The organism is Streptomyces sp. NPDC037126, assembly GCF_055605965.1.
The window spans coordinates 94,846-107,346 of sequence record NZ_JBVJTD010000025.1; the positions used below are offsets into that span (position 1 = coordinate 94,846).

The window sequence follows — 12,501 nt, forward strand, 5'->3', positions numbered from 1 at the left end:
GCAAGTACTGTCGCGTACCCGAGGAAGGCGACCCCTGCCATGCGACTCGTCATGACCGAACCGGTCGAGAAGATGGAGCGCCCCTACCCCCGGCGCTGGTGGGCGCTGCTGGTGCTCTGCCTGAGCCTGCTGATCATCGTGATGGCGAACACCGCCCTCACGGTCGCCGCGCCCGACATGACGAAGGACCTCGGGCTCTCCAGCGCCGACCTGCAGTGGGTGATCGACGGCTACACCGTCCCCTACGCGGCGCTGATGCTGCTGCTCGGCGCCATCGGCGACAAGTACAGCCGGCGCGGGGCGCTCGTCCTCGGACTCGTCGTCTTCGGCGGCGGCGCCGTCTTCGGCTACCTGGCCGACAGCGCGGCCACCGTCATCGCCGCCCGTGCCGTCATGGGCGTCGGCGCGGCGCTGATCATGCCGGCCACGCTCTCGCTGCTCGCCGCGACCTTCCCGCGGGCCGAGCGGGCCAAGGCGATCACCCTGTGGACCGCCACCGCGGGCCTCGCCATCGCCGCGGGACCGGTCGTCGCCGGCGCGCTGCTGCGCGACCACGGCTGGTCCTCGACCTTCCTGATCAACGTGCCCGTCGCGGCCCTCGCGATCGTCGCCGCCTTCGTCCTGATACCGCCGTCCAGGGCCGGGCACCACGACCGCATCGACTACGTCGGCGGCCTGCTGTCCGTGATCTGGACCGGCTCGCTCGTCTACATGATCATCGAGGGCCCGCACTTCGGCTGGGGCGTCAAGGCCGTCACCGCCGCGGCCGTCGCGGGCGCCGCACTGGTCGCGTTCGTCCTGTGGGAGCTGCGCCACCCCCGCCCGATCCTCGACGTGCGCCGCTTCGCCGGCCGCCGGTTCGCGGGCTCCAACCTGGCCGTCGCCCTGTTCTTCCTCGCCGTCTTCGGCGCCTTCTACTACCTGACCCAGCACCTCCAGTTCGTCCTCGGCTACGACGCCCTGCAGACCGGCGTGCGCATGCTGCCGCTGGCCGGCGCCGTCTTCGTCGGCTCCGCCCTCACCGGCTGGCTCACCCCGCGCGTCGGCATGAGGATCACCGTCACCGCGGGCATGGTCGGCGGCACCACCGCCCTCGCCCTGCTGACCCGGGTGGAGGCGGGCTCCACCTACGGCGACTTCGTGGCGCCCCTGATCATCCTCGGCCTTGCCATCGGCCTCGCCCTCTCGCCCTGCACCGACGCCATCATGGGCGCCTTCCCCGAGTCCGAGCTGGGCGTCGGCGGCGCCGTCAACGACACCTCGCTGGAACTCGGCGGCTCGCTCGGCATCGCCATCCTCGGCTCGCTCCTCGCCACCTCGTACGGCAACCACCTCTCCGACGCCACGGCCGGCAGCAGGCTCCCGGCGAGCGCCCTCGACACCGCCCGGGACTCGGTCGGCGCCGGGTACGCCGTCGCCCAGGGCATCGCCGACAAGGCGCAGCAGCTCGCCACGAGGGCCGGCCGCACGAGCGACCCCCACCAGGCCGCACAGCTGAAGCAGCAGGCCGGCGAGCTCGCCGCCGGCGCCCGCAGGATGGCCGACGCGGTCGGCTCCTCCTTCTCCGACGCGGTCGCCCACACCAGCCTGGTCGGCGCGGTCGTCCTCGGCATCGGCACGGTCCTGGTGGCCGTCCTGCTGCCGGGCCGCGAGAGCGCCGTACCTCAGGTGAAGGAAGAGCAGAAGGAACTGACGGAAAGCGCGGTCGGCTGACACCTTCGCGCCCCGATCCATTAACGTGCCGCTCCGGACAACCGGAACGGCACGTCGGCGCGTGGCGTCAGTACGTGTGAGTCAGTTTGGAGGCACGGGGGATGAAGATCGACTGGGACAGGCGGACCTGCGCGCGCAAGGGGCACGTGACCTACGCGCCCGACGATCCCCGGCTGCGGATCCGGCTGCACGCCGAGACCGCGCTCGGGGACGTGTGGCGGTGTCTGCGCTGCGGGGACTTCGTGCTCGGCGAGCCGCACGGCTCGGGGCCGGCCGGGGACGCCCCGCTGGTGCCGCGCGGCAAGGTGCTGCGGGACCTGTTCATCCTCCGCTTCCTGGCCGTCGAGCGGGCGGTGCGCGGGGTGTTCATCGTGCTGGTCGCGGTGGCGGTGTGGAAGTTCAGCAACAGCCAGGACGCCGTGCGGCGGCTGTTCAACCAGAACGTGGACGTCTTCCGCCCGGTCTTCCGGCACTTCCACTACGACCTCGACCACTCGCCCGTGGTCGGCTCCATCCAGAAGGCCTTCGGCTACAAGCACTCCACGCTGCTGCTGGTGGCCGCCCTGCTGCTGGCCTACGCGCTGATCGAGCTGGTCGAGGCGGGCGGCCTCTGGTACGCCAAGCGCTGGGCGGAGTACCTGACGGTGGTCGCCACCGCCGCGTTCCTGCCCCTGGAGATCTACGAACTCACCGAGAAGGTCAGCTACCTGAAGATCGCCACGCTGGTCCTCAACATCCTCGCCGTCCTCTACATCGCCCTCGCCAAACGCCTCTTCGGCCTGCGCGGCGGCCGCCGCAAGTTCGACGAGGAACGCCAGAGCGCGTCCCTGCTGGAGGTGGAGGAGTCGGCGGGGGTGACCGTCTAGGGCGCCCGCCGGGCCCGCGCTTGCCTTGACGCCGACGTCAACGCCTACCGTCGTGGGCATGCGAATCGGTGAGCTGGCCGCGCGGGCCGGGACCACGGCGCGGGCCCTGCGGTACTACGAGGCGCGGGGACTGTTGCCGGCCCGGCGGGACGACAAGGGGCACCGCACGTACGACGAGGGCGACCTCCGGCTGCTGGAGCAGATCCGGACGCTGCAGGACTTCGGGTTCGACCTGGAGGAGACGCGGCCGTTCGTGGAGTGTCTGCGCGCCGGGCACCCGGAGGGCGACTCCTGTCCGGCCTCGCTGGTGGTCTACCGGCGCAAGCTCGACGAGCTGGACGCGCTCATCGGGCAGCTCCGGGCCGTGCGGGAGACGGTCGCGGGGCAGTTGCGGCGGGCCGAGGAGGCCCGGGACGAGCTGGCCGCCGACGCAGTGGTTCCGGGCGGTCCGGAACCCGTATGCGAACTGGGAGGGCTTTCGCGATGAGTCTGGTGAGCGGCCTCGACGAGGTCACGGACGACGACTTCGAGGCCGAGGTGATCGGCGCCGACCTTCCGGTACTGGTGCAGTTCACGGCCGACTGGTGCGGGCCGTGCCGGCAGCTCGCGCCGGTACTGCGGGACATCGCCTTCGAGGAGGGCGACCGGCTGAAGGTCGTGCAGATCGACGTGGACCGCAATCCCGGGACGACGGTCGCCTACGGCGTGCTGTCGACGCCGACCCTGATGGTCTTCCGGGACGGCGGGCCGGTGCGGTCGATGGTGGGGGCCCGGCCCAAGCGGCGGCTCCTGGAGGAACTGGCCGACGTGCTGTAAAGCGGCCGCCGCCCACGAAGAAATCCCCCTGGCAATTGCGCCCGGGGGATTTCTGTGCGTATATTCAGTGGTTCGCGACTTCAATTCGAAAAAGGTCGCGGAGAAGTTCAGTGACCACAGTATATCTGGGCTGGAGTGGAATTGTCAAACGCGGATCGGTGGAACAGTGAATTTCCGGACGATGAATTGCGGCACGAGCAGGAATTCATCGACGGACTGTACGCGCGCGTGGACGTGCTGCGCGGCGAGGCCGAGGACTCGGTCTCGGACGCGCTCGCCCAGGGCGACAAGCCCATGCAGGCCCGGCTGGAGCGGGACATCCTGGTCGCCGAGCGCTCGGGGCTGCTCGCCGCGCTGAACGCCGTCGACGGCTCGCTCTGCTTCGGCCGGATCGACCTGGCCGACGGCACCACCCACCACATCGGCCGGATCGGGCTGCGCGAGGAGAACGCCGAGCGCACGCCGGTCCTCATCGACTGGCGGGCCGACGTCGCCCGCCCCTTCTACCTGGCCACCGGCCACACCCCGATGGGGCTGCGCCGGCGCCGGCACATCGCCACCGAGGACCGCACCGTCACCGCCCTGCACGACGAGATCCTCGACCTCGGCGACGCCACCCGCACCGGTCACGAGGACCCCACCGGGGACGCCGTGCTGCTGGCCGCGCTGAACTCGGCCCGCACCGGCCGGATGGGCGACATCGTGCAGACCATCCAGGCCGCCCAGGACCGCGTCATCCGGGCGCCGCACCGGGGCGTGCTGGTCGTGGAGGGCGGCCCGGGCACCGGCAAGACCGCGGTGGCGCTGCACCGCGCCGCCTACCTGCTCTACGAGCACCGGGACCTGCTGGCCCGCCGGGCCGTCCTGATCGTCGGCCCCAACCCGGCCTTCCTCGGCTACATCGGCGAGGTGCTGCCCTCCCTCGGCGAGACCGGCGTGCTGCTGGCCACGGTCGGCGAGCTGTTCCCCGGAGTGAAGGCCACCGCCGCCGACACCCCGCGGGCGGCCGCCGTCAAGGGCCGCGCCGACATGGCCGACGTGCTCGCCGCCGTCGTACGCGACCGGCAGGCCCTGCCCGACCCGGTCGTCACGATCGAGCACGACCGCGAGGTGCTGATGCTGGACGACGGCCTGGTGAGCGTCGCCCGCGAGCGCACACGGGCCGCGGGGCTGCCGCACAACGCGGCCCGCGAGCACTTCGAGGGCCACATCCTCAACACGCTCACCGAGCTGTACGCCGAGCGCGTGGGCACCGACCCCTACGACGGCAGCAGCCTGCTCGACGCCTCCGACATCACCCAGATCCGCGACGAACTCGCCGAGAACCCGGAAGTCTGGTCCGCCGTCGACCAGTTGTGGCCCCGGATCACCCCGCGGCGGCTGCTCGCCGACTTTCTCGCGGAGCCCGACGGCTACCTCCCCGAGGAGGACGCCGACGCGATCCGCCGCCCGGTGACCCGCGCCTGGACCGTGGCCGACGTGCCGCTGCTCGACGAGGCCGCCGAACTCCTCGGCGAGGACGACCGGCTGGCCCGGTCCCGCGCCGAGCGGGAGCGCGAGACGCAGATCGCCTACGCGCAGGGCGTCCTGGACGTCTCCTACGCCTCGCGGACCTTCGAGTTCGAGGACAAGGAGGACAGCGACCCGGAGTCCTCGGAGGTGCTGTCCGCCCACGACATCATCGACGCCGAGCGGTTCGCCGAGCGGCACGAGGAGGCGGACCACCGCAGCGCCGCCGAGCGGGCCGCCGCCGACCGCACCTGGGCGTTCGGGCACATCATCGTCGACGAGGCGCAGGAGCTGTCGCCGATGGCCTGGCGGCTGCTGATGCGGCGCAGCCCGACCCGCTCCATGACCCTGGTCGGCGACCCCGCGCAGACCGCGGAGGCGGCCGGCGTCGGTTCGTGGGCGGACATCCTCGCCCCCTATGTCGAGGACCGCTGGGAACACACCCGTCTCGGCGTCAACTACCGCACGCCGTCGGAGATCATGGAGCTCGCCGCGGCCGTGGTCCGCGCCGAGAACCCGGACTTCGAGCCGCCCAGCTCGGTCCGCTCCACGGGGGTGCGGCCCTGGATGCGGCGGGCCGACGGCGCTCTGCCCGCGGCGGTGGCCGAGGCGGTCGCCGAACTCACCCCGGCCGAGGGCCGCCTGGCGGTCATCGCCCCGCGCGAGCTGCACCGCTCCCTGGCCACCCGGCTGGACGGCGTCACGGCCGGCGCCGAACCCGACCTGACGCGCGCCGTCGTGCTCCTCGACCCGCGCCAGGCCAAGGGCCTCGAGTTCGACTCGGTGCTGGTGGTGGAGCCCGGCGGCTACGGCACCAGCGACCTGTACGTGGCACTGACCCGTGCGACCCAGCGACTGGGGGTGCTGCACACCGGGGAACTGCCGAAGGCGCTGGCCGATGCCCTCGGGTCGTGAGCCCATCGCGACGGGCGTAACGTGGAAAGGCATGAGCGCAGGCGCCGGGCACATTCCGAGGAACTGCCGGTGACCCAGGGTTTCGCGGGCGCTCGCTCACCGTGCCCCCGCCACCGCGCGAACCCTTCACACCACCTCATGGAGTTCCGGGGGGATCTCTCTCCGCTTCTTCCGACCGAAGGGCACTTCCATGCGGACCACCACCACACTCATACGCGGCCTGTGCGCCGCCACCCTCGCGGCGCCCCTGCTGTTCGCCGGAGCAGCCGGCGCCGGCGCCGCGGTGTCGGCCGCCCCTCGCGCCACGTCCGGCGAGATCCTGCAACTGGTCAACGCCGAGCGGACCAAGGCCGGCTGCGCCGCCCTGAGCAGCAACGCGCAGCTGACCCAGGCCGCACAGACCTTCGCGAACGACGCGAACGCGCACCGGCTGACGAACCACACCGGCTCCGACGGCTCCACCATCCAGTCGCGCATCGCGGCCAGCGGCTACAACGCGAGGTCGGGGTCCGAGAACATGTCCTGGGGGACCACCGACGCCAACACGATCGTCTCCGGCTGGATGAGCAGCACGAGGGGCCACAGGGAGGCCATCCTCAACTGCTCGTTCACGGACACCGGCGTCGGTGTCGCCGGTGACTACGCGGTCCAGGTCTTCGCGACGCCCGCGTGACACGGGCCCGCTAGGCCGGCCGCAGCCACAGCGTGGCCAGCGGGGGCAGGGTCAGCCGGATGCTCGCGGGGCGGCCGTGGCCGCCCCGCGGCTCCGGTTTGACCGGCTCGGGGCGCACGACGTCGCCGCCGCCGTACCGGCCCGCGTCGGTGTTGAGGGCCTCGGACCAGGCCGGGACGTCGTCCGGCACCCCGATCCGGTAGTCGTGGCGGACCACCGGCGCCAGGTGGGAGACGGCGAGCAACGGGCTGCCGTCGGCGTCGTACCGCAGGAACGCGAGGACGTTGTCGTCCGCCGCGTCGCCCGCGACCCACTCGAAGCCCGCCGGATCGGTGTCCCGCTGCCACAGCGCCGGTGTCGCCCGGTACAGCGCGTTCATGTCCCGCACGAGGTCCCGTACGCCCCGGTGGTCGGCCTCGGCGCCGTACGACGGGTCGAGCAGCCACCAGTCGGGGCCGTGCGCCTCGGACCACTCGGCGCCCTGGGCGAACTCCTGCCCCATGAAGAGGAGTTGCTTGCCCGGGTGGGCCCACATCCAGCCGAGGTAGGCGCGGTGGTTCGCCCGCTGCTGCCACCAGTCGCCCGGCATCTTCGACACCAGCGACCGCTTGCCGTGCACCACCTCGTCGTGGGAGATGGGCAGCACGTAGTTCTCGCTGTAGGCGTACACCATCGAGAAGGTCATCTCGTCGTGGTGGTACTTGCGGTGCACGGGGTCGTGGCTCATGTACTCCAGCGAGTCGTGCATCCAGCCCATGTTCCACTTCAGGCCGAACCCGAGCCCGCCGCCGTCGGTCGGCCGGGTCACCCCGGGCCACGCCGTGGACTCCTCGGCGATGGTGACCACGCCCGGGCAGCGCCGGTACACGGTGGCGTTCATCTCCTGCAGGAAGGCCACCGCGTCCAGGTTCTCCCGGCCGCCGTGCTCGTTCGGCGTCCACTGGCCCGGCTCGCGCGAGTAGTCGAGGTAGAGCATGGAGGCCACGGCGTCCACCCGCAGGCCGTCGATGTGGAACTCCTCGCACCAGTACACGGCGTTCGCCACCAGGAAGTTGCGCACCTCGCGGCGCCCGAAGTCGAACTCCAGCGTGCCCCAGTCGGGGTGGGCGGCCCGCAGCGGGTCGTGGTGCTCGTACAGCGGGCGCCCGTCGAACTCGGCCAGCGCCCAGTCGTCGCGCGGGAAGTGCGCCGGTACCCAGTCCATCAGCACGCCGATGCCGGCCTGGTGCAGCCGGTCCACCAGGTACTTGAAGTCGTCGGGGGTGCCGAGGCGGGCCGTCGGGGCGTAGAAGCCGGTCACCTGGTAGCCCCAGGAGCCGCCGAAGGGGTGCTCGGCGACCGGCATCAGCTCGACATGGGTGAAGCCCATCTCCGAGACGTATCCGGGCAGTTGCTCGGCCAGCTGGCGGTAGGTCAGGCCGGGCCGCCAGGAGGGCAGGTGCACCTCGTAGACGGAGAAGGGCGCCTCGTGCACCGGTGTCCCCGCCCGGCGGGCCATCCACTCGTCGTCGCCCCACTCGTGGTGCGAGGCGCACACGATCGAGGAGGTGGCGGGCGGGACCTCGGTGCGGCGGGCCAGCGGATCGGCGCGCAGGGTGCGGGAGCCGTCGGAGCGGGTGATCTCGAACTTGTACAGCTCGCCCTCGCCGATCCCCGGCACGAACAGCTCCCAGATCCCGGAGGAGCCGAGCGAGCGCATCGGGAACGCGGTGCCGTCCCAGAAGTCGAAGGTGCCCGCGATCCGCACGCCCCGCGCATTCGGAGCCCACACCGCGAACCGGGTGCCCGTCACGCCCTGGTGGGTGGTCACATGGGCGCCGAGCGCGCGCCAGAGCTGCTCGTGCCGGCCCTCGCCGATCAGGTGCAGGTCCAGCTCGCCGAGCGTGGGCAGGAAGCGGTAGGCGTCCTCGGTCTCGTGGACCGTGCCGTCGTACTCCACCAGTAGGCGGTAGGCGGGGACCGAGGCGAGCGGGAGCAGCCCGGAGAAGAAGCCGTCGCCGTCATCGTGCAGCTCCGTGCGCAGTTCGCCCGAGACCGCGGTGACCGAGCGGGCGTACGGGCGGAAGGCCCGGAGGGCCACCCCGCCCGGCACCGGGTGGGCGCCCAGCACGGAGTGCGGGTCGTGGTGGGTGCCGTGCAGCAGCCGTTCGCGGTCGCCCGCGTCCAACGCGGGGGAGGCGGCGGTCTCCGCCACCGGCTCGGGCTCGGGCGAGCGGGCCTTCGGGACGCCGGCGGCCTCCGGCCGGTCGGCGGCCCTCTTGCCGGCCCTGTCCACCGTGGGCCTGGCCTTGGCCTTGCCGGACTTGTTCTTCTCAGTGGCTGACTTCTTGGACGTCACGAGCGAGTCTCCCGGGGGAGGAACGGGTCAGGTCGGGTCGGACGCGGCGAGACGGCGGATCGCCGACATCGGTACGGGGAGCCAGTCGGGGCGGTGCCGGGCCTCGTAGACGGCCTCGTAGACCGCCTTGTCGGTCTCGTAGGCCCGCAGCGGAACCGGATCCGTGCGCGGGTCGCGGCCGGCCACCTCCGCGTATCCGGAGCAGTAGGCGGCGCGGCAGGCGTGCGCCCAGCCCGGCGCGGGCGGGGTCACCGAACGGGCCGCGTAGTCGAAGGAGCGGAGCATCCCCGCGATGTCCCGCACCGGGGGCTGCGGCATGCGCCGCTCGGCCAGCGGCCGGGCCGGCTCCCCCTCGAAGTCGATCAGCGACCAGTCGCCGGACGGCGAGCGCAGGCACTGACCGAGGTGCAGGTCGCCGTGGACGCGCTGGGCGGTCCAGGTACGGCCCTCGGCGGCCAGGTCGGCCAGCGCGGTGTACGCCGACCGCAGCCCCTCCTCGTACGGGCGCAGGGCCGGTACCGCCTGGACGGCGGCCGTCAGGCGCTCGGTCATGCCGTCGGCCAGCTGCCGCAGCTGGGCGTGGCCGAGGGTGACCGTCGGCAGGGCGTGGGCGAGGGCGGTGTGCACCTCGGCGGTGGCCCGGCCCAGCGCGCGTGCCTCGGCGGCGAAGTCCTCGCCCTTGGCCAGCTCGCTCAGCGCCAGCTCCCAGCCGTCCGCGGCGCCGTTCACGAAGGGCTGGAGCACCGCCAGCACGTACGGCCCCTCGGGTTCGCCGTCCGCCTCCGCGTGCAGCCACGCCGTCGGCGCGGGCACCCGGGGGCAGCCCTCGCGGGCCAGCGCCAGGGGTATCTCCAGGTCGGGGTTGGTGCCGGGCACGACCCGGCGCAACAGCTTCAGGATGAACGTATCTCCGTAGACCACCGACGAGTTGGACTGCTCGGCGGTCAGCAGCCGGGCCACGAGACCCTCCCGGATCTCCTGGCGCGGGTCCCGATCGAACCGCAGCCCGCCGACGTGCGCCCGGGTGCGCAGCGCCTCCAGGAGCACCTCGGCGGGCCGGGGGTCGTACAGGGCCTCGTACACCGTGCGTCCGGCGAGCGGGCCCTCCTCCGCATGGCCGATCAGCGCGGGCGCCAGCCGGGGCGGTAGCGCCTCGCGCACGCCTATGAGGAGCTGGTAGCAGTCGCCGGGGTGCGGCGGCGCGCCCGGCACGGGCGGCTGGTGGACGCGCAGCAGCAGGTGGTACAGGCCCAGCCTGCCGTCGGGCGGCAGCAGTTCGGTTGCGGCCACGGGGGTGAACCCGGTGACCGGGCGGCCCTTGCCCGCGAACCAGCGCTGCCTCGGCAGCCAGGTGCGCAGCAAGGGGTTGAGCGATTCGAGGAGCGTGCCGGTGGTGCCGGTGTTCGGGGATGTGCCGAAGGGGGTGACCGTTTCCGCCATGGGCGTCGCGTCCTTTCCCCGGGTCGTCGGGGTGTTACTGATGCGTGCCCCGGGTGGGGCGGTGGAAACCGACCACCGCCCCACCCGGCGGCCGTTATACGCCGTCCCGGCGCAGCCGGAACCAGTAGAAGCCGTGCCCCGCGAGCGTGAGCAGGTACGGCAGCTCGCCGATCGCCGGGAACCGCACCCCGCCGAACAGCTCGACCGGGTGCCGCCCGCCGAACCGGCTCAGGTCCAGCTCCGTGGGCTGTGCGAAGCGGGAGAAGTTGTGCACGCACAGCACCAGGTCGTCCTCGTACTCGCGCAGGAAGGCGAGCACGGCCGGGTTCGAGGACTGCAGCTCGTTATAGGACCCCAGTCCGAAGGCAGGATTCTGCTTGCGGATCTCGATCATGCGGCGCGTCCAGTGCAGCAGGCTGGACGGCGAGGACATCGAGGCCTCGACGTTGGTGACCTGGTAGCCGTAGACCGGGTCCATGATCGTGGGCAGGTAGAGGCGTCCCGGGTCGCAGGACGAGAAGCCGGCGTTGCGGTCGGGTGTCCACTGCATGGGGGTGCGGACGGCGTCGCGGTCGCCGAGCCAGATGTTGTCCCCCATGCCGATCTCGTCGCCGTAGTACAGGATCGGCGAGCCGGGCAGGGACAGCAGCAGCGCGGTGAACAGCTCGATCTGGTTGCGGTCGTTGTCGAGCAGCGGTGCCAGGCGCCGCCGGATGCCGATGTTGGCGCGCATCCGGGGGTCCTTGGCGTACTCCGCCCACATGTAGTCGCGTTCCTCGTCGGTGACCATCTCGAGGGTCAGCTCGTCGTGGTTGCGCAGGAAGATGCCCCACTGGCAGCTGGACGGGATCGCGGGGGTCTTGGCGAGGATCTCGGAGACCGGGTAGCGGGATTCCCGCCGTACGGCCATGAAGATGCGCGGCATGACGGGGAAGTGGAACGCCATGTGGCACTCGTCGCCGCCGCTCGGGTAGTCGCCGAAGTAGTCGACGACGTCCTCCGGCCACTGGTTGGCCTCGGCCAGCAGCACCTTGTCGGGGTACTGGTCGTCGATCTCCTTGCGCACCCGCTTCAGGAACTCGTGGGTCGCCGGCAGGTTCTCGCAGTTGGTGCCCTCCTGCTGGTACAGGTACGGCACGGCGTCCAGCCGGAACCCGTCGATGCCGAGATCCAGCCAGAACTTCAGCGCGGAGATCATCTCCTCCTGCACGGCCGGGTTCTCGTAGTTGAGGTCCGGCTGGTGCGAGAAGAAGCGGTGCCAGTAGTACTGCTTGCGTACGGGGTCGTACGTCCAGTTGGAGGCCTCAGTGTCGACGAAGATGATCCGGGCGTCCTGGAACTGCTTGTCGTCGTCGGCCCAGACGTAGTAGTCCCCGTACGGTCCGTCCGGATCGCGCCTCGACTCCTGGAACCACGGGTGCTGGTCGCTGGTGTGGTTCATAACGAAGTCGATGATCACGCGCATGCCGCGCTGGTGGGCGGCGTCCACGAACTCCACGAAGTCGGCGAGGTCGCCGAACTCCGGGAGCACCGCGGTGTAGTCGGACACGTCGTAACCACCGTCCCGCAGAGGGGACTTGAAGAACGGCGGCAGCCACAGGCAGTCCACGCCGAGCCACTGCAGATAGTCGAGCTTGGCGGTCAGGCCCTTCAGGTCGCCGACGCCGTCGCCGTTGCTGTCCTGGAAGGAGCGGACCAGGACCTCGTAGAAGACGGCGCGCTTGAACCAATCCGGGTCCCGGTCCTTGGCGGGAGTGTCCTCGAAGGTGTCCGGTACGGGCTCATTGACGATCATATTGTGGGTGACCCTCCGATCTGCGGGTTGGACGGTCGCAGGACGGTGAAGACGTGCGCGGGCCTGTGACCCGGTTCGAGGCGCACATAGTTGGCCCTGCCCCAGTAGTAGGTCTCGCCGGTGAGCTCGTCGCGCACCGGCACGGACTCGTGCCAGTCCAGGCCGAGTTGCGGCATGTCCAACGAGACCGTGGCCTCCTGGGTGTGGTGGGGGTCGAGGTTTGCGACCACCAGAACCGTGTTCGAACCGCTCCGCTTCGAGTAGGCGATCACCGCGTCCTTGTCGGCGTGGTGGAAGTGGAGGTCGCGCAGCTGCCGCAGGGCCGGGCTGCGCCGCCGGACGTCGTTGAGCCGGGTGACGAGGGGGGCGATGGTGCGGCCCTCCTTCTCGGCCGCCTCCCAGTCGCGGGGCCTCAGCTGGTACTTCTCCGAGTCCA

Annotated in this window: 9 protein-coding genes and 1 pseudogene; 6 read left to right on the forward strand and 4 right to left on the reverse strand. The window is 71.6% G+C overall.

The genetic code is table 11. The annotated features are described in order from the left end of the window. Positions 1-39 precede the first annotated feature (39 nt). The 6 genes from ACZ7FF_RS37350 to ACZ7FF_RS37375 all read left to right on the forward strand — a co-directional run bounded on the left by ACZ7FF_RS37350 (position 40) and on the right by ACZ7FF_RS37375 (position 6,492). Positions 40-1,713 carry a DHA2 family efflux MFS transporter permease subunit gene (locus ACZ7FF_RS37350; protein WP_470818206.1) on the forward strand — a complete coding sequence of 558 codons (1,674 nt, stop codon included), beginning with the start codon at positions 40-42 and terminating at the stop codon, positions 1,711-1,713. 101 nt (positions 1,714-1,814) lie between these two features. Further along, entirely contained in the window at positions 1,815-2,579 is a 765-nt protein-coding gene (locus ACZ7FF_RS37355) for a DUF2127 domain-containing protein (RefSeq protein WP_470818208.1), read from the forward strand. A 58-nt stretch (positions 2,580-2,637) separates the two neighbouring features. Next, the gene (locus ACZ7FF_RS37360) at positions 2,638-3,066 is read left to right on the forward strand and encodes a MerR family transcriptional regulator (protein ID WP_470818210.1); all 429 of its coding nucleotides are present in this window, start codon (positions 2,638-2,640) and stop codon (positions 3,064-3,066) included. Further along, positions 3,063-3,395, forward strand: a complete 333-nt coding sequence (locus tag ACZ7FF_RS37365) for a thioredoxin family protein (protein ID WP_470818211.1) — start codon at positions 3,063-3,065, stop codon at positions 3,393-3,395. Before ACZ7FF_RS37360 ends, ACZ7FF_RS37365 begins: the two co-directional genes overlap by 4 nt. A 186-nt stretch (positions 3,396-3,581) precedes the next feature. Further along, positions 3,582-5,819 carry a HelD family protein gene (locus ACZ7FF_RS37370; RefSeq protein ID WP_470818213.1) on the forward strand — a complete coding sequence of 746 codons (2,238 nt, stop codon included), beginning with the start codon at positions 3,582-3,584 and terminating at the stop codon, positions 5,817-5,819. 190 nt (positions 5,820-6,009) lie between these two features. Continuing rightward, a complete protein-coding gene (locus ACZ7FF_RS37375) occupies positions 6,010-6,492 on the forward strand; it encodes a CAP domain-containing protein (RefSeq protein ID WP_470818215.1) in 483 nt (160 codons plus the stop codon). A 10-nt stretch (positions 6,493-6,502) separates the two neighbouring features. On the opposite strand, the gene glgB is transcribed toward ACZ7FF_RS37375, so the two are convergent. The 4 genes and pseudogenes from glgB to ACZ7FF_RS37395 all read right to left on the reverse strand — a co-directional run. Then, the gene (gene glgB / locus ACZ7FF_RS37380; RefSeq protein WP_470818217.1) at positions 6,503-8,830 is read right to left on the reverse strand and encodes a 1,4-alpha-glucan branching enzyme; all 2,328 of its coding nucleotides are present in this window, start codon (positions 8,828-8,830) and stop codon (positions 6,503-6,505) included. 27 nt (positions 8,831-8,857) lie between these two features. Continuing rightward, positions 8,858-10,270, reverse strand: a complete 1,413-nt coding sequence (locus ACZ7FF_RS37385; RefSeq protein ID WP_470818218.1) for a maltokinase N-terminal cap-like domain-containing protein — start codon at positions 10,268-10,270, stop codon at positions 8,858-8,860. 94 nt (positions 10,271-10,364) lie between these two features. Then, on the reverse strand, positions 10,365-12,065 hold the full coding sequence (treS, locus tag ACZ7FF_RS37390) for a maltose alpha-D-glucosyltransferase (protein ID WP_470818220.1): 1,701 nt from the start codon (positions 12,063-12,065) through the stop codon (positions 10,365-10,367). Next, positions 12,062-12,501: pseudogene (locus ACZ7FF_RS37395) on the reverse strand (alpha-1,4-glucan--maltose-1-phosphate maltosyltransferase); the annotation flags it as partial. The gene treS and the pseudogene ACZ7FF_RS37395, both read right to left, overlap by 4 nt.

Coding starts and splice junctions, on each gene's coding strand:
- ACZ7FF_RS37350 (WP_470818206.1), top strand. CDS start 40: ATGCGACTCGTCATGACCGAACCGGTCGAGAAGATGGAGCGCCCCTAC.
- ACZ7FF_RS37355 (WP_470818208.1), top strand. CDS start 1,815: ATGAAGATCGACTGGGACAGGCGGACCTGCGCGCGCAAGGGGCACGTG.
- ACZ7FF_RS37360 (WP_470818210.1), top strand. CDS start 2,638: ATGCGAATCGGTGAGCTGGCCGCGCGGGCCGGGACCACGGCGCGGGCC.
- ACZ7FF_RS37365 (WP_470818211.1), top strand. CDS start 3,063: ATGAGTCTGGTGAGCGGCCTCGACGAGGTCACGGACGACGACTTCGAG.
- ACZ7FF_RS37375 (WP_470818215.1), top strand. CDS start 6,010: ATGCGGACCACCACCACACTCATACGCGGCCTGTGCGCCGCCACCCTC.
- ACZ7FF_RS37385 (WP_470818218.1), bottom strand. CDS start 10,270: ATGGCGGAAACGGTCACCCCCTTCGGCACATCCCCGAACACCGGCACC.
- treS (WP_470818220.1), bottom strand. CDS start 12,065: ATGATCGTCAATGAGCCCGTACCGGACACCTTCGAGGACACTCCCGCC.